Annotated in this window: 23 protein-coding genes; 8 read left to right on the top strand and 15 right to left on the bottom strand. The window is 68.5% G+C overall.

Translation table 11 applies throughout. The features are described from left to right. Positions 1–18 precede the first annotated feature (18 nt). The gene (locus ACIBK4_RS04760) at positions 19–555 is read right to left on the bottom strand and encodes an alkyl hydroperoxide reductase (RefSeq protein ID WP_398992095.1); all 537 of its coding nucleotides are present in this window, start codon (positions 553–555) and stop codon (positions 19–21) included. 6 nt (positions 556–561) lie between these two features. Further along, complete coding sequence (locus ACIBK4_RS04755; RefSeq protein ID WP_398992093.1) at positions 562–1,116, bottom strand: peroxiredoxin; 555 nt, start codon at positions 1,114–1,116, stop codon at positions 562–564. A gap of 135 nt (positions 1,117–1,251) precedes the next feature. On the opposite strand from ACIBK4_RS04755, the gene ACIBK4_RS04750 reads away from it, so the two are divergent. The 4 genes from ACIBK4_RS04750 to ACIBK4_RS04735 all read left to right on the top strand — a co-directional run bounded on the left by ACIBK4_RS04750 (position 1,252) and on the right by ACIBK4_RS04735 (position 4,156). Further along, a complete protein-coding gene (locus ACIBK4_RS04750; RefSeq protein WP_398992091.1) occupies positions 1,252–2,208 on the top strand; it encodes a LysR substrate-binding domain-containing protein in 957 nt (318 codons plus the stop codon). Between the two features lie 177 nt (positions 2,209–2,385). Then, positions 2,386–3,294, top strand: coding sequence for a MarR family transcriptional regulator (locus tag ACIBK4_RS04745; RefSeq protein ID WP_398992089.1), 909 nt, complete (start codon positions 2,386–2,388; stop codon positions 3,292–3,294). 69 nt (positions 3,295–3,363) lie between these two features. Further along, positions 3,364–3,723, top strand: a complete 360-nt coding sequence (locus ACIBK4_RS04740; RefSeq protein ID WP_398992943.1) for a roadblock/LC7 domain-containing protein — start codon at positions 3,364–3,366, stop codon at positions 3,721–3,723. 4 nt (positions 3,724–3,727) lie between these two features. Beyond that, on the top strand, positions 3,728–4,156 hold the full coding sequence (locus ACIBK4_RS04735) for a hypothetical protein (RefSeq protein ID WP_026150674.1): 429 nt from the start codon (positions 3,728–3,730) through the stop codon (positions 4,154–4,156). A 31-nt stretch (positions 4,157–4,187) separates the two neighbouring features. Here ACIBK4_RS04735 and ACIBK4_RS04730 read toward each other — a convergent pair whose 3' ends face one another. The 5 genes from ACIBK4_RS04730 to ACIBK4_RS04710 form a co-directional block, all read right to left on the bottom strand. Next, the gene (locus ACIBK4_RS04730) at positions 4,188–6,527 is read right to left on the bottom strand and encodes an ABC transporter permease (RefSeq protein WP_398992086.1); all 2,340 of its coding nucleotides are present in this window, start codon (positions 6,525–6,527) and stop codon (positions 4,188–4,190) included. Further along, positions 6,524–7,216, bottom strand: a complete 693-nt coding sequence (locus ACIBK4_RS04725; protein WP_398992084.1) for an ABC transporter ATP-binding protein — start codon at positions 7,214–7,216, stop codon at positions 6,524–6,526. Before ACIBK4_RS04725 ends, ACIBK4_RS04730 begins: the two co-directional genes overlap by 4 nt. Continuing rightward, a complete protein-coding gene (locus tag ACIBK4_RS04720; RefSeq protein WP_366431369.1) occupies positions 7,213–7,737 on the bottom strand; it encodes a PadR family transcriptional regulator in 525 nt (174 codons plus the stop codon). The genes ACIBK4_RS04725 and ACIBK4_RS04720 overlap by 4 nt, the downstream gene beginning before the upstream one ends. Positions 7,738–7,911: 174 nt before the next feature. Beyond that, a complete protein-coding gene (locus ACIBK4_RS04715) occupies positions 7,912–8,169 on the bottom strand; it encodes a hypothetical protein (RefSeq protein ID WP_398992082.1) in 258 nt (85 codons plus the stop codon). Then, a complete protein-coding gene (locus ACIBK4_RS04710) occupies positions 8,166–9,092 on the bottom strand; it encodes an SPFH domain-containing protein (RefSeq protein WP_398992080.1) in 927 nt (308 codons plus the stop codon). Before ACIBK4_RS04710 ends, ACIBK4_RS04715 begins: the two co-directional genes overlap by 4 nt. Positions 9,093–9,327: 235 nt before the next feature. Between ACIBK4_RS04710 and ACIBK4_RS04705 the strand changes: the two genes are divergently transcribed. Beyond that, positions 9,328–11,670 (top strand): transglycosylase domain-containing protein, encoded by a 2,343-nt coding sequence (locus tag ACIBK4_RS04705; RefSeq protein WP_398992078.1) that lies wholly within the window; start codon positions 9,328–9,330, stop codon positions 11,668–11,670. Positions 11,671–11,746: 76 nt separating this feature from the next. On the opposite strand, the gene ACIBK4_RS04700 is transcribed toward ACIBK4_RS04705, so the two are convergent. Continuing rightward, the gene (locus ACIBK4_RS04700; RefSeq protein WP_398992076.1) at positions 11,747–12,127 is read right to left on the bottom strand and encodes a hypothetical protein; all 381 of its coding nucleotides are present in this window, start codon (positions 12,125–12,127) and stop codon (positions 11,747–11,749) included. Positions 12,128–12,468: 341 nt separating this feature from the next. Between ACIBK4_RS04700 and ACIBK4_RS04695 the strand changes: the two genes are divergently transcribed. The 3 genes from ACIBK4_RS04695 to ACIBK4_RS04685 all read left to right on the top strand — a co-directional run bounded on the left by ACIBK4_RS04695 (position 12,469) and on the right by ACIBK4_RS04685 (position 14,572). Further along, the gene (locus ACIBK4_RS04695; RefSeq protein WP_398992074.1) at positions 12,469–12,909 is read left to right on the top strand and encodes a hypothetical protein; all 441 of its coding nucleotides are present in this window, start codon (positions 12,469–12,471) and stop codon (positions 12,907–12,909) included. 911 nt (positions 12,910–13,820) lie between these two features. Next, positions 13,821–14,306 carry a hypothetical protein gene (locus ACIBK4_RS04690; RefSeq protein ID WP_398992072.1) on the top strand — a complete coding sequence of 162 codons (486 nt, stop codon included), beginning with the start codon at positions 13,821–13,823 and terminating at the stop codon, positions 14,304–14,306. Further along, the gene (locus ACIBK4_RS04685; protein WP_398992070.1) at positions 14,303–14,572 is read left to right on the top strand and encodes a hypothetical protein; all 270 of its coding nucleotides are present in this window, start codon (positions 14,303–14,305) and stop codon (positions 14,570–14,572) included. The genes ACIBK4_RS04690 and ACIBK4_RS04685 overlap by 4 nt, the downstream gene beginning before the upstream one ends. A gap of 197 nt (positions 14,573–14,769) precedes the next feature. On the opposite strand, the gene ACIBK4_RS04680 is transcribed toward ACIBK4_RS04685, so the two are convergent. The 7 genes from ACIBK4_RS04680 to ACIBK4_RS04650 form a co-directional block, all read right to left on the bottom strand. After that, on the bottom strand, positions 14,770–16,227 hold the full coding sequence (locus ACIBK4_RS04680; protein ID WP_398992068.1) for a catalase: 1,458 nt from the start codon (positions 16,225–16,227) through the stop codon (positions 14,770–14,772). A gap of 97 nt (positions 16,228–16,324) precedes the next feature. Continuing rightward, positions 16,325–18,415, bottom strand: coding sequence for a SpoIIE family protein phosphatase (locus ACIBK4_RS04675; RefSeq protein ID WP_366431376.1), 2,091 nt, complete (start codon positions 18,413–18,415; stop codon positions 16,325–16,327). Between the two features lie 289 nt (positions 18,416–18,704). Further along, entirely contained in the window at positions 18,705–19,397 is a 693-nt protein-coding gene (locus ACIBK4_RS04670) for a DUF402 domain-containing protein (RefSeq protein WP_398992065.1), read from the bottom strand. A gap of 72 nt (positions 19,398–19,469) precedes the next feature. Next, on the bottom strand, positions 19,470–20,873 hold the full coding sequence (locus ACIBK4_RS04665) for a class II fumarate hydratase (RefSeq protein WP_398992063.1): 1,404 nt from the start codon (positions 20,871–20,873) through the stop codon (positions 19,470–19,472). Between the two features lie 89 nt (positions 20,874–20,962). Beyond that, positions 20,963–21,715 (bottom strand): DUF2690 domain-containing protein, encoded by a 753-nt coding sequence (locus ACIBK4_RS04660; RefSeq protein WP_398992061.1) that lies wholly within the window; start codon positions 21,713–21,715, stop codon positions 20,963–20,965. A gap of 172 nt (positions 21,716–21,887) precedes the next feature. Continuing rightward, the gene (locus ACIBK4_RS04655) at positions 21,888–22,253 is read right to left on the bottom strand and encodes an SH3 domain-containing protein (protein WP_398992059.1); all 366 of its coding nucleotides are present in this window, start codon (positions 22,251–22,253) and stop codon (positions 21,888–21,890) included. 239 nt (positions 22,254–22,492) lie between these two features. Beyond that, on the bottom strand, positions 22,493–24,163 hold the full coding sequence (locus ACIBK4_RS04650; RefSeq protein WP_398992057.1) for a fumarate hydratase: 1,671 nt from the start codon (positions 24,161–24,163) through the stop codon (positions 22,493–22,495). Positions 24,164–24,336: the final 173 nt, after the last annotated feature.

The raw sequence follows: 24,336 nt of genomic DNA, 5'->3' as shown, positions 1-24,336 counted from the left end.
GCCAACAGGCAGCCGAAGTCACTCAGCCGCCAAAACCGCCTCCGCCTCCAACGTAACCCCCACCGCCTCCACAACCGCCGCGATCTTGAACGCCTCCTGAATCACCTCGCGCTCAACACCCGCCTTGCGCAACACCTGTTCGTGCGAGTCGAGACACATCCCGCACCCATTGATCGCGGACACGGCGAACGACCACAACTCGAAGTCGACCTTGTCGACCCCGGGGTTGCCGATGACGTTCATACGCAGGCCCGCACGCAGGGTGCCGTACTCGTGGTCGGACAGGAGATGCCGCGTCCGGTAGAAGACGTTGTTCATCGCCATGATCGCGGCGGCGGACTTGGCCGCGCCGTACGCCTCGGGCGACAGGTTGGCCTTGGCCTCGGGCGCCAACTCCCGCAGTACCAAAGGAGAACGCGAGGCGATCGCCGTAGCGAGAACCGTGCCCCACAGCTGCTGCGCCGACAGGTCGGAGTTGCCGATGACCGAACCGAGGTTGAGCTTGAGGTCCTTGGCGTAGTCCGGTATGGCGGACTTCAGGGTGTCCAGTGACATCTCAGGTCACTCCCCGGCGAGCAGCGCGCCCGCGTCGAGCGTGTCGTCGCCCTTGGTCCAGTTGCACGGGCAGAGCTCGTCGGTCTGGAGCGCGTCGAGGACCCGGAGGACCTCCTTCGGGTTACGGCCGACGGAGCCCGCGGTCACCATGGAGAACTGGATCTCGTTGTTCTGGTCCACGATGAACACCGCGCGCTTGGCGAAGCCGTCCTCGCCCTCGATGCCGAGGTCGCGCATCAGCTCGTGCTTGGAGTCGGCGAGCATCGGGAACGGCAGGTCGCGCAGGTCGTCGTGGTCCTTGCGCCAGGCGTGGTGGACGAACTCGGAGTCGCCGGAGAAGCCGAGCACCTGGGCGTCACGGTCGGCGAACTCGTCGTTCAGCTTGCCGAAGGCGGCGATCTCGGTGGGGCACACGAAGGTGAAGTCCTTGGGCCACGCGAAGACGATCTTCCACTTGCCCTCGTAGGTCTTGTGGTCGATCTGCTGGAACTCCCGGCCCTTCTCCAGCGAGACGCAGGCGGTCAGATCGAACGACGGGAACTTGTCACCGACAGTGAGCACACGCACTCCTTGCAGCGGAGAAACACCCAAGCGGAATGGATGTTTCTCGTGGGTTGGTCGGCCCCGATCCTGGCACAACGTGCATTGATTGTGGAAATAGCTACACTGGGTCGTGTTGATCGGAGGCGGTTATCAGTGACCGTTAGTAATACGAGTAAGAGGCGCCAGCCCAGCCTCGCGCAGCTGCGCGCCTTCTCCGCGGTCGCCGAGCACCTGCACTTCCGGGACGCGGCCGCCGCGATCGGCATGAGCCAGCCCGCGCTCTCCGGTGCCGTCGCCGCGCTGGAGGAGACCCTCGGTGTCATCCTCCTGGAGCGCACGACCCGCAAGGTGCTGCTCTCGCCCGCCGGTGAGCGGCTCGCCGCACGGGCGAAGGCGGTCCTTGAGGAGGTCGTGGCGTTGTTGGAGGAGGCGGAGGCGGTGCGGGCGCCGTTCACGGGGGCGCTGCGGCTCGGGGTCATCCCGACCGTCGCGCCGTATCTGCTGCCGACCGTGCTGCGGCTGGTGCACGACCGGTACCCGGACCTCGACCTCCAGGTGCACGAGGAGCAGACCGCGAACCTGTTGGAGGGGCTGACGACAGGGCGGCTCGACCTGTTGCTGCTCGCCGTGCCGCTCGGGGTGCCGGGTGTGGTCGAACTCCCGCTGTTCGACGAGGACTTCGTGCTGGTCACGCCCCTCGGTCATCCCCTCGGCGGGCGGTCCGGGATCCCGCGTGAGGCGCTGCGCGAGCTGAATCTGCTGCTGCTCGACGAGGGGCACTGTCTGCGCGACCAGGCGCTCGACATCTGCCGGGAGGCCGGGCGTGCGGATGCCCCGGTGACCACGACCGCGGCCGGGCTGTCCACGCTGGTGCAGCTGGTCGCCGGCGGGCTCGGGGTCACGCTGCTGCCGCGTACCGCCGTGCGCGTCGAGACCACCCGCAGCGACCAGCTCCTCACCGGCTACTTCAGCGAACCCGCCCCGACCCGCCGGATCGCCCTCGCGATGCGCACCGGCGCGGCCCGTCGCGCCGAGTACCAGGAACTGGCCGCCGCTCTGCGCGAGGCGCTGCGGCCGTTGCCCGTAAGGGTGTTGGGCGGCAGCCACTGATCTGCCCCCGTTCGGTCAAATGAGCGTCGGACAAAGGAAATCGAACGGCGGGAATTCTCAACTTCCGTCACCCGCAGGCAGGTAGGAAGAACCCGACCTGAATATGCGCCCGGACTGATAAACCTTCACCCCTCAGCGCTACACGTCAGTTGCGTGTACGAAAAGCCTAGGGGAGTGATGTCGGGCATTCGGGATTCCCTCGGCCGGGTCGGTCACGACCTGCTCGCGCGGGCTCTCGCGGACTGCGGACGCGAGGAGTTCACCGGGGGACTGCGGGTGTCCGGCAGACCCGGCGGCACCTTCCATCTGCGCGGCGGACTCGTCGTGGCCGTGGAGAGCCCCGGCGCCCCGGGCCCCGAGGCGCTGCTGCTGCGCTCCGGCCGGATCGGCGGTGAGCAATGGGCCGATCTGGTACGGGAGTCGGGCGGCACGCGCTGGCCGCTGGACGGGCTGGTCGCCCACGGGTACGCGGGCGCCGCCCAGTTGCGGATCGTGTGCGTGCTGGCCCTGCACGACGCGGCCTTCGCGGTCGCCGCCGGAGACGTCGACGGCTGTGAACTCGCCCCGGACGCCCAGCCGTTCGCCCCGGTCTCGCTCGGCGAGCCCTCGGCCCGGCTGCTCCAGGACGCGACCCGCAAACTCGCCGCGATCACCGCGCTGCCGTACCCCGTACGCCCCGACCGGGAGCGTCCCCGGGCCCCGGCCCACGCCCTCGACGAGGCCGGACTCGGGCTGCTGCAACGGGAGTTGCTCACTCACGTGGACGGCCGCCGTACCGCACGCGATCTCGCGTTCCGCACCGGGCGCGGGGTCTACCCGGTCACCGCCGAGGTCGCGCGGATGCTCGCCGAGGGCTTGTTGGAGTGTGCGGACAGCCCTGTGCCGATCCCGGTGCGGTTGCCGCCCGAGGCGCCCGTCGTACGCCGTCGTGAGCAACCGGCGCTCCCACCACCGCAGTTCACCGCACCCGCCGAGCTGCCCCGTCGTCGTCCGGGCGCCAGCGGGATCACCGAGACTCTCGTCCCCGAAAAGAGCGGGGCGGGTTGGAAAGGGTTCTTCCGCCTGCGGAACGGAACCTGGAAATGACCCCGATGGACAAAAGCGATCAGTTTTAGGGGAGTTGAGTAAGTGGATCACAAAGCCCTGACTTTGGAAATGCGCGAACTGCGGGAAAAGGTGACCGGTATCACCGATACCGCGCTGACGGCGGCCGACGGGCTGCTCATCGCGGCCGACACCGCCGACTCGATCGACCCGGAGGCCCTCGCCGCCCTCGCGGCGGCCGGCCTCGGCCTGGCCCGGCGCACCGCCGAGGCCACCGACCGCGGCACGCTGCGCCAGACGGTGACGTACGGCAGTCACGGCTGCGCCGCGACCTACGCCGTGGGCGACACCGCGCTGATGGTGGTGCTCGGCGACGAGGGGATGGACGTGGACCGGCTGCACCTCGCGGCCCGGCCGACGCTCGACCGGATCGAGTCGATCCTCACGGAGAAGGCGTCAGAAGGAGTGTGAAGGGATGGCGACGAAACGTATGACCCCAGGATTCTCCGACCAGGTGATGGGCCTGGTCAAAACCCTCCGCACCGATGCCCCCGACTGTGTGGCCTCGGGTGTGGTCGACATGTCCACCGGCATGCTGCTGTCGTACGAGACCATCGACAACCACCCGCCAGAGGTCCTCGACCTGCTGGCGGGTGCGACCCTCGACCTGTTCCAGGGCCGGACGGTCGCGATGATCGAGGACGTCTTCAAGGAACGCCGCGGGATCACCAGTGACCACCACTACTTCCAGGAGATCCTCGTCAACAGCGAGAACCTCACCCATCTGTTCGTGCGGATGACCGAGCAGCAGGACGTCGTCGCCGTGGTCGTCTGCCGCAAGTCGGTCAACGTGGGCATGCTCTTCGCCCAAGTCCGGCGCGTGGTACGGGAGTACGGACTCTGACGCGGGCGGACGGGCGGGCTGTGGACGGGGACTACTCCGTGCGCAGCCCGTCCGGCCGCATCATCCGCAGCAACGGCGGCAGGCTCAGCAGGGTCACCGCCAGGACCACCCCCGCGCCGATGCCGGTCATGGCCAGCACGCTGGACCAGTCGATCCGGATCGCCGCGGCGCTCATCTTCAGCAGCACCGCGCCCAGGGTCAGCCCCACCACCGTGGCCAGCACCAGGCCGAGGCCGATCGGGATCGCCGTCTGCCACAGCACCGACATGCTCAGCGTGCGCCGCCGGGTGCCGAAGGCGACCAGCGCCGACAGCAGCTTCCTGCGCTCGCGCAACTGCTCCAGCTGCGAGACCAGCAGACTCGCCCCGATCAGGAGCAGCACACAGCCGGCACCGATGAACAGCCCGGTGCGGATCGAACGGAACTGCGGCGACTCGTCGTTGACCGCCAGGGTGAACACGTCCGCCAGCGGGTCCATGGTCGCGACGGTGTTCCGTACGTGGTCGGTCGCGTCCGCCACCGACTTGTCGAGCCTGACGAACACATGCTGGTCCAGGCGCTTCACCGCGTTCGCGGGCAGCGCGCCGGAGGTGATCAGCAGCCCGTCGCGGGCGTAGCCGGACGGATCCTTGCGCGGGGTCGCCGTCTTCGCCCCGGCCGGTACCTTCCAGACGGCGGGGGCGGCCGGCATCTGGTCGTACGACGGGTCGAAGTACACCGTTCGGCCGGCCGTGGCCAGCCGCTTCGTCATGGCGGCGGTCCCGCTGTCGGTGCTGGTGATCCGGAAGACGTCACCGTCGCGGCAGGCCGTCAGGTGGGCCACCTCACGCAGTTGGGCGCAGCTGCCGACGGTCACTCCCACCACGTCGTCCGGGTTCTTCGCCCGGTCGCCGACCGTGGTCTGCGAGATGGCCGACGTACCGCTCACGCCCTTGGTCCCCGCGATCTTCCGGTCGGCCTCGGCCAGCGAGGTGCCGCTGTCGACGGTGACCTCCATCTGGGCCCGGTGCAGGTCGCTGCCGGTCGGCTTGGTGTAGTCGCCCTCGACCCCGGAGAACAGCATCTGCAGGGCGATCGCCCCGGCCACCGCGACCGCGATGCCGTTGACCATCCGGGCGGCCGTACCACTGCTCAACTGGAGCCTGCGGACGGCGAGTTGCCAGGACACCGAGCCGGAGTTCAGCCGGGCCACGGTGGCCTCGACGACCCAGGGCAGCAGGGCGGTGACGCCGACGAGCAGCAGGACCGTGCCGCCGATCACCAGCCACTGGTTGAAGTTGCCGTTGGAGTCGCCCTTGCCGGTCATCGGGTAGAGCATCGCGAGCCCGGCCAGCGGCAGCAGCAGCCGCCACCACAGCCGGCGGCGCGGCGGCTTCGCCTTGCGGACCACACCGAGCGGCTCGATGACGACCCCGCGCAGCGCGAGCAGCGTCACCAGTACGGCCGCGGCCGGTACGGCGACGGCGACGAGCAGGGCGAGCGCGGGCGACGGGTTGAGGTCGCTGGGGTACAGGCTGATGTCCCGCACGTCGATCAGGGACGCCAGCTGCCGCCCGGCCAGGAAGAATCCGGTGCCGAAGACGAGCCCGAGGAGCGCCCCCGCGAGCGCCTCGCCGCCCGCGATCCGGCGCGCCATCCGCCCGTCGGCGCCGACCAGCCGCAGCGCCGCGAGCCGCCGGTCCCGGCGTTCGCCGCCGAAGCGCACGGCGGCCGCGATGAACACGGCGACCGGCAGCAGCAGCACGACGAACACGATCAGGATCAGCAGGAGCAGCACCGGGTCCAGCTTGTCGGGCTGACTGGCCGGGGAGGGGCCGTAGTAGTTGATGCGCTCGACGGTGCCGCCGGACTGACGCCCTTCCAGTCCCTTCCCGCCCGCGTAGTAGGCGAGTTCGGCGGGCCCGATGAGTCCTCGGTCCGCGATGGTGCCGGTGATCCGGTAGGGCAGGCGCTCGCGCAGCAGCTTCCCGGAGTCCGACTTCAGCAGCTTGTCCAGCGCGGGGGAGACGACCATCGTGCCCACCGCGGGGAACTTCGCGACCCCCGGCGGCAACGGCGCCTTGGTGCCCTCGGGCTCCAGCAGCCGGCCTCGGATGTCCTTGTTGCGGAACGTGGTGTCCGTGTCGGCGACGACCACGGTGTTGTCCGCCTTCGGCAGCACCTTCCCGCTGTACGTGAAGTCCTGCCGGGCGTCGCCGCGCGCGCTCCGCTCGGACAGCGCGTTGGGCAGTGCCGTGGTGAGCAGCAGCAGCGCCACCCCGAGCCCGACGCCGACGGCCGTCAGCACGGCCCGCACCCAGCCCTCACGCCCGCCGCCGAAGGCGAACCGCACCCCCATGGCCAGATCGGCCGACCACTGACGCACGTTCATACGACGCGCTCCATGTCCCTGGACTTGCCGTCGCGTACGACGATCTCGCGGTCCGAGTACGCGGCCACCCGCGCCTCGTGCGTGACCAGCACGACGGCCGCGTTCGTGGACCGGGCCGCCTCGGTCAGCAGCTCCATCACGCGCTCGCCGTTGAGCGAGTCGAGGGCACCGGTCGGCTCGTCGGCGAACAGCACCCGCGGGCTGGTGACCAGCGAGCGGGCCACGGCGACGCGCTGCCCCTGCCCGCCGGAGACCTCACCGGGCCGCTTCTTGGCGAGGTCGTCGACCTCGAGCCGCTCCATCCAGCCGAGCGCGGTCCGTTCGGCCTCCTTGCGGTGCGTGCCGTTCAGCCGCAGCGGCAGGGCGACGTTCTCGACGCAGGTCAGCTCCGGCACCAACTGCCCGAACTGGAACACGAACCCGAACTCCGAGCGGCGCAGCGCACTGCGCTGGGCGTCGCTCATGGTCGCCATCTCCTGCTCGTTGTACGTGATCGAGCCCGAGTCGGGCGGCACGATCCCGGCGAGACAGTGAAGCAGCGTCGACTTGCCCGACCCGGAGGGCCCCATCACCGCGACGACCTCGCCGGGGTGGATGGAGAACTCCGCGCCGTCGAGCGCGGTCGTCGGACCGTAGGCCTTGCGCAGCTCGTTGGCCGCGAGCAGGGAACCGGCGGGATGTGTCGTCACTTGGCCACCACCTCGGCGAGTTTGTCGAGGCGCGCGGCGGTGAGCTCCAGCCACCGCAGGTCGGCCTCCAGATGGAAGAGGGCGTGATCGCAGATCAATTGGTCCGCGAGATCGCCCTTGCGCTTGCGGTCGGTCAGGATCCGCATGCTGCGCAGATGCTCGGAGCGCTGCACGTCGAGGATCTCGGCCGCGTTCCGGTGGGTCAGCAGCGCGAGGACGACCTTGGTGTAGAGCGCCGACTGCAGATACGGCTCGGGCTTCTCCGGCGTCGCGAGCCACTTCTGTACGTCGGTGACCCCGGCGTCGGTGATCGCGTACCGCTTGCGCTCGGGACCGCCGCCGGCCTCGATGCCGTCGACCTCGACGAGACCGTTCTTCAGCAGGCGGGACATCGTCGAATAGACCTGGCCGTAGTGCAGCGGCCGGTCGTGACCGAACTTCTCGTCGAAGGCCCGCTTCAGGTCGTAACCGTGACGCGGACCGGACTCCAGGAGCCCCAGAAGGGTGTGACCGATGGACATGCGGAGCACTCTACACACGGGGTATACCTGGTGTGTATACGCACGGTGTGTAGATCATGGCGGGCCGTACTGGTCCGCAGGTGGCGGCCGATTGTCACGGTTCTGCCACACGCCCGGGCTCTTCTGCCAGGGGTGCGCATGGTCAGCCCGTCCGGCGTTTGAGGACGAGGCCCTTCAGGCCGACGGGGGTCTGGGGGCGGAGCCCCCAGGTGGTCGCCCGCGACGGGGGAGTGGCCTGGCTTCGCCGGGGAGCCGTCCGGCCTCCGCCAACGCCCTGCGCAACAGGAACTCGATCTGCGCGTTGGCGGACCGCAGTTCGTCTCCGGCCCACCGCGCGATCGCGTCGTACACGGACGGGTCCAACCGCAGCAGCACCTGCTTGCGCTGCTGCGGCCGGCGCTTCCCCTCGGGGGCCTCGGAAGGTTCGGTCACTGGTACAGGGTGCCTGTGTTCAGTACCGGCTGCGGCGCCCGGTCCCCGCACAGCACCACCAGGAGGTTGGAGACCATCGCCGCCTTCCGTTCGTTGTCCAGCTCCACGATGTCCTGCTCGGTGATCCGGGCCAGCGCCGCCTCGACCATGCCCACCGCGCCGTCCACGATCTGCCGCCGGGCCGCGACGACCGCACCGGCCTGCTGCCGCTGGAGCATCGCCGAGGCGATCTCGGGCGCGTAGGCGAGATGCGTGAAGCGGGACTCGATGATCTCCACGCCGGCCGCCTCGACCCGGGCGCTCAGCTCGACGGCGAGCTTCTCGGTGATCTCCTCGGCGTTCCCGCGCAGCGAGAGCCCGCCCTCGTCGTGGGCGTCGTAGGGATACTCGATGGCGATGTGCCGTACGGCCGTCTCGGTCTGGGTGGCGACGAACTCGGTGTAGTCGTCCACCTCGAACGTGGCCTGCGCCGTGTCGCGGACCTTCCACACCACGACGGCGGCCAGCTCGATCGGGTTGCCGTAGGCGTCGTTGACCTTGAGGGCCGCCGTCTCGTGGTTGCGGACCCGGGTCGAGATCTTCGTGCGCGAGGTGAACGGGTTCACCCAGCGCAGCCCGTCCTGCCGGATCGTCCCCCGGTACCGCCCGAAGAGCTGCACGACCCGCGCCTCGCCCGGCGCGACCGTGTTCAGCCCGCGCATCGCGATGAACGCGGCGAGCAGCACGAGGATGCCGCCGATGATCAGCGCGGCCTTGACCCCGCCCGCGTCGACCGAGGTGGCCCCGACCAGCAGTCCGGCGGAGGCGAGCAGCCCGGTGAGGCCGAGGACGAGCGCGAGCGCGCCGCCGATGCTGTGCGCGGCGAACTCCCGCACGCGCGGGGCGGGCATGTCGGGTACGTCAGCGGGTACGTCGGTGGTCATGGTGTTCCCCCGTAGCTTGGTTGAATCAAAGTGATATCACAATACCCGAGTACGGCAACCCTCAACCCCTCTCGTACGTCGGTTCCATAAGGACGGGTGCTGATTGTCACGTCCGTAATGGACCGGATCGACAGCCCTTTGTCACAACTCCTGGTGTTAGCTTTCTGAGCTGACTTGACGGGCGAACCTGTGTGACACCAGAGCACAAGAGAGCGAAGCGGAGCGAAACGGACCCATGGGACGAGCGGAAGAGAGACGAGCGCGCCAACGCGGTGGCCACCGCGCGGCGCCCAAGACCCGCCGCTCGTCGGGGGCGGACGGCACGAGCGCCATGAGCACCGCGGGCGCCAAGGGCTCCAAGGACGGCAAGGGCTCCAAGGACGGCAGGAGCTTCATACGCAGGCTCTTCACCTGGAAGAAGATCCTCGGTACGTTCCTCGGCCTCTGCCTGCTGGGCATCGGAGCGTTCATCGTGCTCTACATGATGATCAGCATCCCCGCGGGCAACGCGGACGCGAAGCTGCAGAGCAACGTCTACAAGTACAGCGACGGCTCGACCATGATCCGCAAGGGCAGGGTCAACCGCGAGAACGTCGACCTCTCGGAGGTCCCCAAGGCCGTCCAGCAGACCTTCGTCGCCGCCGAGAACAAGACGTTCTACAGCGACGCAGGCGTCGACCTCAAGGGCACCGCCCGCGGCCTGCTCAACACGCTGTCCGGCAAGGGCGCGCAGGGCGGTTCGACGATCACCCAGCAGTACGTCAAGAACTACTACCTGACGCAGGACCAGACCGTCACGCGCAAGCTGAAGGAAATGGTCATCTCGCTGAAGCTGGACCGCGAGAAGTCCAAGGACTACATCCTCGCCGGGTACATCAACACCAGTTACTACGGCCGCGGCGCCTACGGCATCCAGGCCGCCGCCCAGGCCTACTACCGGGTCGACGCCAAGGACCTCAACGTGCGGCAGGGCGCCTATCTCGCCGCGCTGCTGCAGGCGCCGAACCAGTACGACTGGGCGATCGCGACCGACACCGGCAAGAAGCTGGTGCAGGCGCGCTGGAACTACGTCCTGGACAACATGGTCGGGCAGGGCTGGCTGAGCTCCACCAAGCGCGAGGCCATGACGTTCCCGGTCCCCAAGGAACCCAAGCCCGAGGCCGGCATGGAGGGCCAGATCGGCTACATGGTGACCGAGGCCGACGCGGCGCTGGAGAAGCAGCTGATCGCCTCGGGGCAGGCCGCCGACTCCAAGGAGGCCGAGGCCCTGGTCGACGCGGGCGGCTGGACGATCACGCTCAACATCGACAAGAAGAAGCAGGCCCAGCTGGAGAAGTCGGTCAAGTCCCAGCTGACCGGCAAGCTCGATGCCAAGAAGCGCAAGGTCGACGGCAACGTCCAGCCCGGCGCGGCGTCCGTGGACCCCAAGACGGGCGCGGTCGTGGCGATGTACGGCGGCGTCGACTATCTGAAGCACTTCAGGAACAACGCGACCCGCACCGACTACCAGCCCGCCTCGACGTTCAAGCCGGTGATCCTGGCCGCGGCCCTGGCCGACCAGGCCAAGACGCAGTCCGGCAAGACGATCACGACCGACACGCTCTACGACGGCACCAGCAAGCGCCCGGTCGTGGGCAGTGACATCGGGTTCGCGCCGGAGAACGAGGACGACCAGGACTACGGCAAGGTCACCGTCCAGACGGCCATGAACAAGTCGATCAACTCGGTCTTCGCACAGCTCGGTGTCGACGTCGGCATGGACAAGGTCATGAAGACCGCGGGCGAACTGGGCATGGACTCCGACGACTTGAAGGCCGTACCGGCGCAGACCCTAGGCACCATGGGCGCGAGTCCGATGGAGATGGCCGGCGTCTACGCCACCTTCGACAACCACGGCAAGAAGGTCACCCCGGCGATCATCAAGTCGGTCGCGCACAACACGCGTACGGTCACCATGCCGAACCCGATCGGCGCCCAGGTCATCCCGCGCGAGGCCGCGGACACGGTGTCCTCGGTGCTGACCGGTGTGGTCGACGACGGTACGGCCAAGGTGTCGGTGGCCGAGAACAGCAAGCGCGACGGGCAGCAGGTCGCGGGCAAGACGGGTACCTCCGACAACAACCTGTCGGCCTGGTTCACCGGCTACACACCCGATCTGGTCACCTCGGTGGGCCTGTTCGGCGAGGACGCCAAGACCCACGCCCAGGTCCCGCTGACCGGCGCGACCGGCCTGATCACCGCGGGCGGCGGCCGTATCAACGGTGGTGGCTATCCCGCGCAGATCTGGGCGACGTACATGTTCGGAGTGACCAAGGCGAACGACAAGTTCGACCTGGAGACCGACCAGGGCGCGGCCGTCGAGCCGACATACACGCCCACGCCGACCGTGACACCGTCGGAGACGCCGTCGAAGACGCCGACGCCTTCGGAGACACCGTCCGAGACGCCCTCGGAGACGCCTTCGGAGACACCGTCCGAGACACCCTCGGAAACGCCTTCCCAGACACCGACGACCACTCCACCGACGACACCGACCGACGACAACACGGACCAGCCGTTCGACCAGCTCGGTCAGTAGGCAGATCGCACGGAGAAGGGCGCCCGGCACTTGGCCGGGCGCCCTTCGCATGTGCTCAGAAGTTCGGGACGGCGCCTCAGGTGGTGTAGACGTCCTTTGTTTCGATGGTGCTCCAGAGGAGGCCGCCGGTGGCGGTACCTTGCCAATCGCCTTCCATGGCCCCGACCGAGAAATATGTGTGTTCAGGGAGGTTGAGGTTCACGTACCGTGTGGTCCCCTTGCCATCTCTGTTCCAGTAGAAGTACTGGCTGCCGAGCTGGTACGTGCCGACGGCCGAGTGCCCGTTGGCTATTTCGTCGGTGATGTACATGTCGTCTCCGTACGCCACCCATTGCACGAAGGCGCCAAGGCCGTCGCTGTAGACCACTGCGTCCTCGGCGCTGGCGGTCGTGGTCGTGCCCGCCGCCATCGCAACTGCGATCGCGCCGATGAAAGAAATACGCATCAGTGCCTTCATGAAGGATCTCCATCTCGTCTCTGTTGAATAACTGCTCGCACGATACTGGATCGGCGAACGCGAACTAGAGATTTCCGCGTTGTCGTCCGTTTGCTCTTTTTATGTCATGGCATTGTGCTGAGTCTTCTGATTATTTAGGATGGCGGCACGAAATGACTCCCTCCTAGGCGAAGGTTGGCATGAAGAGACCGTATTACGCGGCCCACGTCGCCCTCATTGTTGTGTTTTCTTCTTTGATTGTCGCGTGTGAACGGAACGGCAGCGCCCAGCCGAATGCTGCCGACAGCCCTAGTGCGAGTATCTACCGGGGAACTCGGGCGGAACCTTCGGGGGAAAAGTTGTTGACCGCGATGAAGGATGTTGCTGATTCCGGTGAAGGGTTCACCCTGAAGGATGCTACGAGTCTTGGCAGATATGTCTATCACGGTCAGGTCGGCGAATATATAGCATGCTTCCGGAAGGGGGTGCCCAAACTTCAAGCTGTAGAGATTTATGCGGTACCGAAGGCGGAGAGTTGCCCGGAGAAGCTGGGCATGAAGGTGCAGGCTTCAAAGCTTTCGAGCCTCGTCGGCCAGAAACTTGATGCATCTCTATTGGCTGTGCTTGTGGCTGGGTACTACCCGGATCACGTCAAGGTTTTCAAGGCCGACGCCCCGGAGTCGCAAGTCGCGAACCCCAAGTCACTGGCGAACTGGCAGGTGTGTGTCCAGGAGCCCAGAGCTGGAACGGAATATGTCGCATCAGCGAAAGTGCGGCTGTACGTCGCCAAAAAGTGTTCGTGACGGGTCAGCGGATTCCGGAGTGAAGATGCCGGAGTGGCTCAGGTCTCCGCCGGACCGGGGCGGGGCGGCGCCGAAAGAGAGTTCCGTGGCACCCGGAATCGGGAAGCTGCTCCGCGGACCCCGGTTCGTACCCGGTGCCGCAGAGCGTGGGGCAGCCGAGCTGACGGCTGTGGCGTCCGCCTCGGGGACGGCGCGGGTCCGTGCATCCCGGTCGCGGTTGGGGGGCAACTGACCTCGGTACCAGCGATGTGTCGCTCCGGCGCGCCGACAGCGGCGGGGCGGATGAGCTTGCGCATGGAAAGAGCTTCCCCTCGATGCGGGTTCTGGACGGTGCCGTATGCCGGGTGCCACGGAGCGGGTGCTCGGCGGAGTGATCTGCACCTGCCAAGCGTGACGGTCACCATAGACATGGGTCAGCCTCGTCGACCAGCGGTTATTTGAGGGCTGGCTCGATAACACCCCTGTGGGATCACGGTCGGAGACTGCGGCTTCCCTGTGTGCGGGCGGTTGGAGGAAGCGTGAACCGCTTGCGGAACGGTCTCTTCCAGGGGCATATTCGGGCCACTTCCTCCCTGTCGTGCAGTCGGCCCTTGACTCCCGTCCATGATTCGGGGCTAAGGTGATCGGCGCGTGGGCGGTTCGGCGACTGAACTGCCGGAACATGCGCCGGCCGACGACTGGGGGATCGTTGTGGTGGGGGAATGCGGCACGGTGTCGCGATGCGGCCCGGCCGTGAGCAGCGAGTTGAATTCGTACACCCTGCTCCGCTCCGTTCGGCTTTCCTGACGCCATACCGCAAGGCGATTCATTTCCGTACCCGCGATACCGGCTGGGCGGGCCGGGCTCGGCGGTGATCTTCATGCGGTTGTTCTTTGCCGCGTGCGTCTTCAATGAACCGGCCGCGAGCGCGCTTGAGGACGACCGGCACCTGGGACTCTGACTTCGAGGGCTGGATACACGGCTTCCAGAAGTTCTTCGCCCTCGCCGACAGTGCCGGCATCTTCGGGACGCGTCTGCGCGTGTTCCCGACCTTCCAGGACAACGCCGGGGCCCACGAGGACTTCAACTGGCCGAACGGCTGCGACCACGGCCGGCGGGCTCATGACCAGGCGGTGCCGATATGCCCAAGGCCGTCGAGTACTTCCAGGGTGTTGCTTCGGGCCCGGCGAGCAGCGGACCAGTTCGTCTCGTACATGTCCGGGCTGTACGACCTGGCGAAAGTGCAAGGACAGGGGTTCATCAGCTACCCCGAAGACCATGGGGCCGGCATGACGGCGGATTTCACCGACCTCTTCTCCGGCTTGGCGCTCGGCCCCGAGCATCTACCTGTCCGGCACCGCCGCGGCGGTCCGTCCGCTCTTCCGTCCCCCTCGGCGTGGAAAGAGCCACCGCCATGACGGAACAGGAGCGCACGGTCGTCCGGGACGTCCTTGCCGACCGCCAGGATGTCGTCGCTCGGGGTGGGGACTTCGAGCCGGTGAAGGAGTCCGACTTCGGGATCGGCGTCCCTCCGGGCGATTCCCGGCGCTCCCGGCTGGCTCAGCGGATCCAGGGCTGGGACGCCACGCCCGGACAGGGTGCCGGAAGTATCGACGCGTTCGAGCCGGCGCGCGTCCGCCGTGCCAGGAGGGCGACAGCGGCCGGACAGTGGGCACGGACTTGAGCGGCGCGTAGCGGCGCGGCGCTCAAGCCGGTGGTCCTGGCCGCATGCCCGGCTGACGGGGCCAAGACGCAGTCGGGCAGGACGATCACCACGAACCCGCCCTACGACGCCGCCGGCAGGCGCCCGCGTAAGTCGGAAGGGCGCCCGGCACATCGCCGGGCGCCCTCTCTCGTGCCGCTGGGTGAACTCCCGTACCGCTAGGCGAAGTTCGCCGCGATCCGGTCGCCGAGTTCCTTGTCGATGTTGTGCCAGTACTGGAGGGCGCGGTCGAGGACCGAGCGGGAGACGTCGGCCTTCAGGTGGCCGCTGACGTTCGCCACGAGGCGGTCGCGGGCCGCGTCGTCGAGGACCTCGCGGACCATCGTGCCGGCCTGGCCCCAGTCGTCGTCCTCGGCGTGCGGCTTCGTTGCCTCGCGGACGAGTTCACCGGCCGTCTGCCAGCTCGCCGGATCGCCGAACTGCCCGTAGTCGGCAGCCGGGCCGCCGTAGGAGTTCGGGGCGTACGGCCGCGCCGCGTTGGACGGCTCGTACCGCATCGGGCCGTCCTTGGCGTACGAGTTGACCGGGGAGTGCGGGCGATTCGGCGGCAGCTGGGTGTAGTTGGGGCCGATCCGGTACCGGTGGGTGTCCGGGTACGAGAAGAGCCGGCCCAGCAGCATCTTGTCCGGGGACGGGCCGATGCCCGGCACCAGGTTCGACGGTTCGAAGGCGGCCTGCTCGATGTGGACGAAGTAGTCCTCGGGGTTGCGATTCAGGGTCATGCGGCCGACGTCGATCAGCGGGTAGTCCCCGTGCGGCCAGACCTTCGTCAGGTCGAAGGGGTTGAAGCGGTAGTCCGCCGCGTCCTCGAACGGCATGATCTGGACCTTGAGGGACCAGCTCGGCGCGTTCCCGGTCTCGATCGACTCGTGCAGGTCACGGCGGTGCTTGTCGCCGTCGGAACCGGCGAGTTCGTCGGCCTCGGCCTGCGTGAGGTACTCGATGCCCTGGTCGGTCTTGAAGTGGTACTTCACCCAGAACCGCTCACCGGCGCCGTTGATCCACATGTAGGTGTGGGAGCTGTAGCCGTTCATGTGGCGGTACGTCTTCGGGATGCCCCGGTCGCCCATCAGCCAGGTGACCTGGTGCGCCGACTCGGGGGAGAGGGTCCAGAAGTCCCACTGCATGTCGTTGCTGCGCAGCCCGGTCGCCGGGTGGCGCTTCTGCGAGCGGATGAAGTCCTGGAACTTGATGGTGTCCCGGACGAAGAAGACCGGGGTGTTGTTGCCCACCATGTCGTAATTGCCGTGCTCTGTGTAGAACTTGAGGGCGAAGCCGCGGGGGTCGCGCCAGGTGTCGGGCGAGCCCTGCTCACCGGCGACGGTGGAGAACCGCGCCAGCATCTCGGTGCGTTTGCCCGGCTGGAAGAGGTCGGCCCGGGTGAACTGGCTGACGTCGTTGGTGACTTCGAAGAAGCCGTATGCTCCGGAGCCCTTGGCGTGCACCACCCGCTCGGGGACCCGTTCCCGGTTGAACTGGGCCATCTTCTCGATGAGGTAGTGGTCCTGGAGCAGGATCGGTCCGTCGGGTCCGACGGTGAGCGAGTGTTCGTCGCTCTCCACCGGGATGCCGACGTTGTTGGTGGTGTACGGAGTGTGCTGGGGTGCCTGCGTCACGAGCGTCCTCCTGTTCGGAAGAAAGTAGGTCGCTTTCGCTTCGCGTACCCCAGCAGTCAACTCCCACGCCGGTACCTCGGCAACTTTTGGACGATGTCTAATTCCGGTTCAGTTCGAACCAGACCACCTTTCCGGTGCTCAGCCGGGTGGCTCCCCACCGACGGGCCAGTCTGTTGACCAGGTACAGCCCGCGTCCGCCCTCGTCCGTGGCCCGCGCCTGCCGCAGCCGGGGCAGCTGGGGCACGTCGTCGCCGACCTCGCAGCGCAGCACGTCGGTCCGCAGCAGCCGCAGCGTGACCGGCCGCGACGCGTACCGCACGGCGTTCGTCACGACCTCGCTGACCAGCAGCTCCACGGAGTCGCTCATGTCCTCCATGCCCCAGCGGGCCAGCGCACGCCGGGCCAGCCGACGGGCCTGCCCGGGCGCCGAGTCCTCCGGGTCGAGGAACCAGTACGCCACATCACTGGGCGCGATCCCGTCGAAGCGGGCGGCGAGCAGCGCGATGTCGTCGTCCCGGTCACCCGGGCCGAGCATGTCGAGCACCTCGTCGCACAGGGCCTCAAGGGGCGGCGGATGATCGGGTCCGGTGAGCTGCGCGACCGCGGCGAGCTTCTCGCGCAGCTGCTCTATCCCGGTCCACACGTCCCGCAGCCGCGACTCGACCAGCCCGTCCGTGTAGAGGAGGAGCGTGGCCCCGGCGGGCGCGTCCAGTTCTACGGCCTCGAAGTCGACGCCGCCGACCCCGATCGGGGCGCCGGGCGGCACCCGCAGGACCTCGGCCCTACCGCCCAGGTGCAGCAGCACCGGCGGCGGGTGGCCCGCGTTGGCGATGGTGATGCGGTGCGAGACCGGGTCGTAGACCGCGTAGAGGCAGGTCGCCATGCGGTCGGTGCCCAGCCGCTGGGCCTGTTCGTCGAGGTGGTGCAGGACTTCCTGCGGGGGCAGGTCGAGACCGGCCAACGTCTGGGCGGTGGTGCGGAGTTGGCCCATGATCGCGGCCGAGGTCATGGAGTGGCCCATGACGTCGCCGACCACGAGGGCGACCCGGCTGCCGGGCAGCGGGATCGCGTCGTACCAGTCACCGCCGACGCGTGCCGTCTCGGCGGCGGGGAGGTACCGGGACGCCAGCCGGACGCCGGTGGGGCGGGGCAGGGTCTCCGGGAGCATGGTGCGCTGCAGCTCGTCGGCGATGTACGCCTCACGGCCGTAGAGGACCGCCTTGTCGATGCCCAGGGCGCTGTGCGTGGCGAGTTGGGCGGCGACCAGGAGGTCGTCGGCCTCGAACGCCATGCGCTCGGGGCGGCGCAGGAAGAGCGCGGCGCCGATCACCCGGCGCCGGCCGCGCAGCGGCGCGAGGATCGCGCGCTGACCGGCCGGGACGATCAACTCGCCGCCCTCACCGAGGAGTTCGGGCAGCGCGGCGCGGGCGGCGGGGGAGTCGGCGAAGACGGGACGGACGCCCCGCAGCACCTCGTTCAGCGCGCCGCCGGGCCGTACCTCGCACAACTCCGCGGTGACCGCGGACAGTTCGGAGGGCTGCTCCGGCTGTATCGCGGGCATGAAGCCGTTCTCCGTGTCCCGCTCTTCGGGGATCCGGTCGGTACGGCGCAGGCGCAGCACGACGGGCCCGGTGGGCCGCTCGTCGCCGACCGGCAACGGGTCGCGCAGGTAGACCAGGATCGCGTCCGAGAACGTCGGTACGGTCGCCCGGCACAGGCCCATGACGATCTCGTCCAGGTCGATGCCGCGGGCGATCCGCCGGGTCGCGGCGCCCACGAAGCGCAGCCGGTCCCCGTCCCGCCGCATCGGCATGGGACCGCCGGACGGCAGCCCCTGTCCCGTACGGCGCTCCTTGGCGGCGGCGTCGGCGACCCCGCCGCCCGGCTGGGCCGGGATGCCGTCGGGCGCGGGGCGCGGGCGATGGGTGTCGGGTTCGGCCGCCGAGGGCTGGGAGTGCTCGGAGCCGGCTGCGGCGGTATCGGGCTCGGGCTTCACAGGGGTACCTGCCGGGTCCTTCCCCTTGGCGCGGGACGTGCTCGTACCCGGCGGCTCGCCGGTGCGTGCCTGTGCCGGTAAGCCGGCGCCACCGGACGGCCTGGACGGCGTCGAGGTGTGCAGGAGCGCCCCGCGGGGGTCTGCGGGGTCGGCGCCGCTCGGGCGCTCGAAGGAGGTGGGGTGCTCCGTCACGCGTGTCGAATCCGTCCGTCCGGGACCGCACGCGATACGTGCGGATCGTCCCGCCGAAATGCCGATACCCGGAATACGTGCCCCAGGAACGGAATTCCCGCGTGGTCAGAGGCTGTTCCTGTGCCACCGGCGGACCGGCGGCCCGCTCCGGTGTCGCCCTGATACCCCTCGCTCACGTCCTGCCGCCCCTCGGTGACGTCTGGTCAGTCCCGGTACATGCCCCGGGAGTTGTGCGGTGCCCTTGCGGAGGACGATCCTACGGTTGCGCACCGGGGGCGCATCAAGGGTCTCATGTGGACATGTGCGCGGGGGTGCGGTCCCAGTCCTCCGGAAGTGAAGGTACAGCCCAGGACGGATCCGGGCGCCAGTGCTGCCACCTGTCCGCGAACGGCGACCCCCACGCGCGGATCGTCTCGACCGCGGACCAGCCCGCTTCCCGTACCCGTTCGGCGAGTTGGGGATCCATCAGCCCGTCCCGCTGGGCCTGCGTGAACTCGTCCTCGTCGAGCCAGCGCCAACTGCGGTCCGGGTGAACGGAGATGTCCAGGAAGTGATCCACCGAGTCGACTCCGCCGTCCCAACGGAGCTGCGGTTCCTCAAGGTTCACGTACCAGTTCTTGAACCGCCATCCGGGCTCCCAGAAAAGCCACACCGACCAGGCCTCACCGGGTCGCGCCAGCTTCAGCACACCGGTGCCGAACCAGTGGTCGCGCTGGACCGTACGCGGCTTGGTGTACCGCGTCTCCAGCGGCTCCCCGTGCACCGACGTGCCGTCCGCGAGCACCGGCTTCACACACTCGGTGCCGGGCGCCAGCCAGACGGCGAGCAGCTCCTCGTCGTCCCGGACGACGGTGACGGGCCGCGCGATGTGGAAACGGTCGCCCGCGTTCTCCCGATAACGCCACAGGATCTGATCCCCGGGCGCCCAGAAGGCCGTAGACGTACCCGCTTCCACCGCTCGCACCGCTCCACCGTCTGTCATGAAGAGATATTAGGTGCCCGGGGCATACGACGCTGCGGTGCGCGTCACGGTTCACGCCAGGGCGACAATTGGTTACGGACGCGTCATCCGCAGGACATCGAGGGCCTCGTCCAGCTGCGCGACGGTCAGGTCACCGCGCTCGACATAGCCGTTCTCCAGCACGACTTGGCGGATCGTCTTCCGTTCCGCCAGTGCCTTCTTGGCCACCTTGGCGGCCTCCTCGTACCCGATGTACTTGTTCAGCGGAGTGACGACGGACGGCGAGGACTCGGCGTACTCACGCGCCCGCTCCCGGTGCGCGACGATCCCCTCGACGGTCCGGTCGGCGAGCAGCCGGGACACATTGGCGAGCAGCCGAATGGATTCGAGCACGTTCTTGGCAATCACCGGCAGCATCACATTGAGCTCGAAGTTGCCTGCGGCCCCGGCGGTGGCGACGGTCGCGTCATTCCCGATGACCTGCGCGGCGACCATGAGCACGGCCTCCGGAATCACCGGGTTGACCTTGCCGGGCATGATCGAGGACCCCGGCTGCAGATCGGGCAGCGAGATCTCGGACAGCCCGGTCCGCGGCCCGGACGCCATCCACCGCAGATCGTTCGCGATCTTCGTCAGCCCTACGGCGATGGTCCGCAACTGCCCGCTGGTCTCGACGATCCCGTCCCGCGCGCCCTGTGCCTCGAAGTGGTCCCGCGCCTCGGTCAGCGGCAGCCCGGTGACCAGCGCGACCTCGGCGATCACGGCGGCGGAGAACCCGGGCGGGGTGTTGATCCCGGTCCCGACGGCGGTCCCGCCCAGCGGCAGCTCGGCGAGCCGGGGCAGCGAGGCCTCCAACCGCTCGACGCCGTACCGGACTTGGGCCGCGTACCCGCCGAACTCCTGCCCCAAGGTCACCGGCGTGGCGTCCATCAGGTGGGTCCGCCCGGACTTGACGACATCGGCGAACTCGACGGACTTGCGCGACAGCGCGCCCGCGAGATGCTCCAGCGCGGGGATGAGGTCGTGGAGGACGGCACCGGTGGCCGCGATGTGGATGGAGGACGGGAAGACGTCGTTGGACGACTGCGAGGCGTTGACGTGGTCGTTCGGGTGGACGTCCTTGCCGAGCCGCTCGGTGGCGAGGGTGGCGATCACCTCGTTGGTGTTCATGTTGGACGAGGTCCCGGACCCGGTCTGGAACACGTCGATGGGGAAGTGCTCGTCCCACTTCCCGCCGGCGACCTCACGCGCCGCGTCCTGGATCGCCTCCGCGATGTCCTTGTCGAGCACGCCGAGTTCGGCGTTCACCTTGGCCGCCGCACCCTTGATCCGGGCGAGCGCCTCGATGTGGGCGCGTTCGATGGGCTGCCCCGAGATCGGGAAGTTCTCCACCGCCCGCTGGGTCTGCGCCCGCCACTTCGCGTCGACCGGGACCCGCACCTCCCCCATCGAATCGTGCTCGATACGGAACGGACCCACTGTCTGACCGTCGGCCATCGCCGATCACCTCCTGTGGGGGACAGCATCGCGGACACGTCCCGTGTTCCCACCTCAGCGGAGGGAAACGGAGTGTCTCGGCGGAGCGCTCAGCGGGCGGTCCCGGTGCACACGGGCTTGCCGCCCACCTCGGCACAGGCCTGCGCGCCGCGCGGGTCGGAGGCGGCCAGCATCGGACTGCTGTAACCGTCCGAGCGGTCCCCGGGGTACTCGGCGGACAGCTCGTCCTGCCCCGCCCTGATGGAGATCTCCCGAGACCCGCCGACCCGGGTGCGCACCTCGGACCAGACGGTGGCGCAGGACGGCGAGTACCGCAGCAGTACGACCTGACGGGCCCGGTTCACGACGCTCTCCGTACGGGCGTCCCGCGCACAGGTCTCGGAGGAGGGCAGCGCCCCCTGACAACCGTTGCCCCGGCAGGAGGCGACCGTGTGATCGAGGACGTCGGTGGCACCGGCGGTGACCGCGACGGTGGTGGCCATGGCGGCGAGGGCGACGAGGGCGCGGGCGGGGGCACGGAAGCGACGGGGTCGTACCGGCGGCACGGACGGCACGGCCGGGACGAGTGGGACGGGCGCCTGCGGCGGGGGAGGAGCGGGCCTGGACCGCTGCTCACGGGCCGCCGCGTCCCACAGGGAGAGGAGCGCGCGGGGGTCGGTATGGGCGAGGGTGGCGAGCGCCTCGACGGCTGCCCGGGGCGGGAGTTGGTCGCCGTTGAGATAACGGTGCCAGGTCGACTTGCTGAACGGCGTGACGGAGGCCAGCGCGGCCAGGCTCAGCCCGGTCCGCTGCTTGAGGAGACGGAGCTGTTCCGTCAGGAGCGGCTGTCTGTCGACCGTCACGTGGCTTTCCATCCTGCTCCCTCGCCTTACCGGGGTGACCGCCGTGATCTGTTCCCGGGGGCGGTGCCGGGCCACACCCCGACAACCGGAATATGAAGGGGTGTTGACCTGGTGTCCCCCGACGGGACGTACGGGACCGTCCTGTCGGGGGACGCCGTCGGTCAGACGAGGGTCAGCACCAGCGGACGGCGCTGCGGTTGTGGACGTAGTGGGCGGAGACGTAGCCCTCGTGGTGCGGGAGCTTGTACCAGCGGTGGTTGCCGTAGACGTTCGACCCGTAGGTCTTGCAGACGATCGGCAACGTCCGCCCGACCCGCCGCGAACCGACCACCCGGTACCCGGTACCCGGGCCGGAACGGACGTTCAGCCGCTTGAAGTGCCGAGTGGTGACCTGCCCGACGGCGTGCCGGGTCACGTGGTGGTGGGCGGTGACGTGATGCGGGGCGGGGGCGCCGGTGGCGGCAACGGCAGTCACCGGGAAGACGGCGACGGCCGCGACCGCGGCGACGAGCCCGTTGCGCAGAGTGCGTCCGATCATGGGGGGTTCCTCCGAGTCGACCGTGGACCACGGGGTGCGGTCCTGTCGGTTCGGAGCGTTTCCGGCAAAGCACCCGAAAATGCCGTCCCGCATGTCCCTGGGACGAACCGGGACAACATGCGGGACATACCAGCCCGTCCGGCGTTTGAGGACGAGGCCCTTTCGGGGCCGGACGGGGGTCCAGGGGGCGGAGCCCCCTGGTGATGGGACGGGTAGGGGTGGCGGGGGCGATGAAAGCCCTACGCCAGCCCCGGCCCCCGCACCGGAATATGCGTGAACGTAGGCTCCGGCGCCGGGTTCTGGAAGAAGTCGTTGCCCTTGTCGTCGACCACGACGAACGCCGGGAAGTCCTCGACCTCGATCTTCCAGACGGCCTCCATCCCGAGCTCCTCGTACTCGACGACCTCGACCTTCTTGATGCAGTCCTGGGCGAGCCGTGCGGCGGGCCCGCCGATCGAGCCGAGGTAGAAGCCGCCGTGCGTGTCGCACGCGTCGGTGACCTGTTTGCTGCGGTTGCCCTTGGCGAGCATCACCTTGGAGCCGCCCGCCGCCTGGAACTGCTCCACGTAGGAGTCCATGCGCCCGGCCGTCGTAGGACCGAAGGAACCGGACGCGTAGCCCTCGGGGGTCTTCGCCGGGCCCGCGTAGTACACCGGGTGGTCCTTCAGGTACTGCGGCATCTCCTCGCCCGCGTCCAGCCGCTCCTTGATCTTGGCGTGCGCGATGTCGCGGGCCACGACCAGCGGGCCGGAGAGCGAGAGCCGGGTCTTGACCGGGTACTTGGTCAGCTCGGCGAGGATGTCGTCCATGGGCTGGTTGAGATCGATCCGCACGACATCTTCCTCGGCGGAGTCGAGATGCTCATCGGTGGTCTCCGGCAGGAACCGCGCGGGATCGGTCTCCAACTGCTCCAGGAACACGCCCTGGGCGGTGATCTTCGCGACGGCCTGCCGGTCGGCGGAGCAGGACACGGCGATGGCGACGGGGCAGGACGCACCGTGCCGGGGCAACCGCACCACCCGCACGTCGTGGCAGAAGTACTTGCCGCCGAACTGCGCCCCGATCCCGATCTTCTGCGTCAGCTCGAAGACCTTCTGCTCCAGGTCCTTGTCCCGGAACCCGTGCCCCAACTCCGAACCCTCGGCCGGGATCTCGTCCAGGTAGTGCGCGGAGGCGTACTTCGCGGTCTTCAACGCGTACTCGGCGCTGGTGCCGCCGACCACGATCGCCAGGTGGTACGGCGGGCAGGCCGCCGTACCGAGCGAACGGATCTTCTCCTCAAGGAACTTCATCATGGAGCCCTCGTTGAGGACCGCCTTGGTCTCCTGGTAGAGGAACGACTTGTTGGCCGAGCCGCCGCCCTTCGCCATGAACAGGAACTTGTAGGCGCCGCCGTCGGTCGCGTACAGCTCGATCTGGGCGGGCAGGTTCGACCCGGTGTTCTTCTCGTCCCACATGGTCAGCGGGGCCATCTGCGAGTACCGCAGGTTGAGGTTGAGGTAGGCGTCGTAGATACCGCGAGACAGCGCCGACTCGTCCTCACCTTCGGTGAGGACGTTCTGCCCCCGCTTCCCCATGACGATCGCCGTCCCGGTGTCCTGGCACATGGGCAGCACACCGGCGGCGGCGATGTTCGCGTTCTTCAGGAGGTCCAGCGCCACGAACTTGTCGTTGTTCGACGCCTCGGGGTCGTCGATGATCCGGCGCAGCTGCGCGAGGTGGGCCGGCCGCAGGTAGTGCTGGATGTCGTGGATCGCCTCGGCGGCGAGCTTGCGCAGCGCCTCGGGCTCGACCTTGAGGAACGTCCGCCCGTCGGCCTCGAAGGTGGAGACACCCTCGGAGGTCACCAGCCGGTACGGGGTGGTGTCCTCTCCCATGGGGAGCAGATCGGTGTACGCGAACTCAGGCATCGCAGCCCATTCCTCACTCGACAGACGGCCGCCCGCCGACACTGGCGGGCGCTCACCAGCGTAGAACCTGCCACTGACACCGGGCTTGTGAGGTAAGGCTCAGTTCTTTCCGGGCTTCGCCACGCCAACGTCGTCCACACCCCTAGTCGCGATCTATCGCGTTTCGGTACGCT

Origin of the sequence: Streptomyces sp. NPDC050528, assembly GCF_044457795.1 — a bacterium.
In the GTDB taxonomy this organism is placed as follows: domain Bacteria; phylum Actinomycetota; class Actinomycetes; order Streptomycetales; family Streptomycetaceae; genus Streptomyces.
The sequence above is the reverse complement of the archived record's forward strand: the minus strand, read 5'-3'. Positions and strand labels throughout refer to the sequence as shown.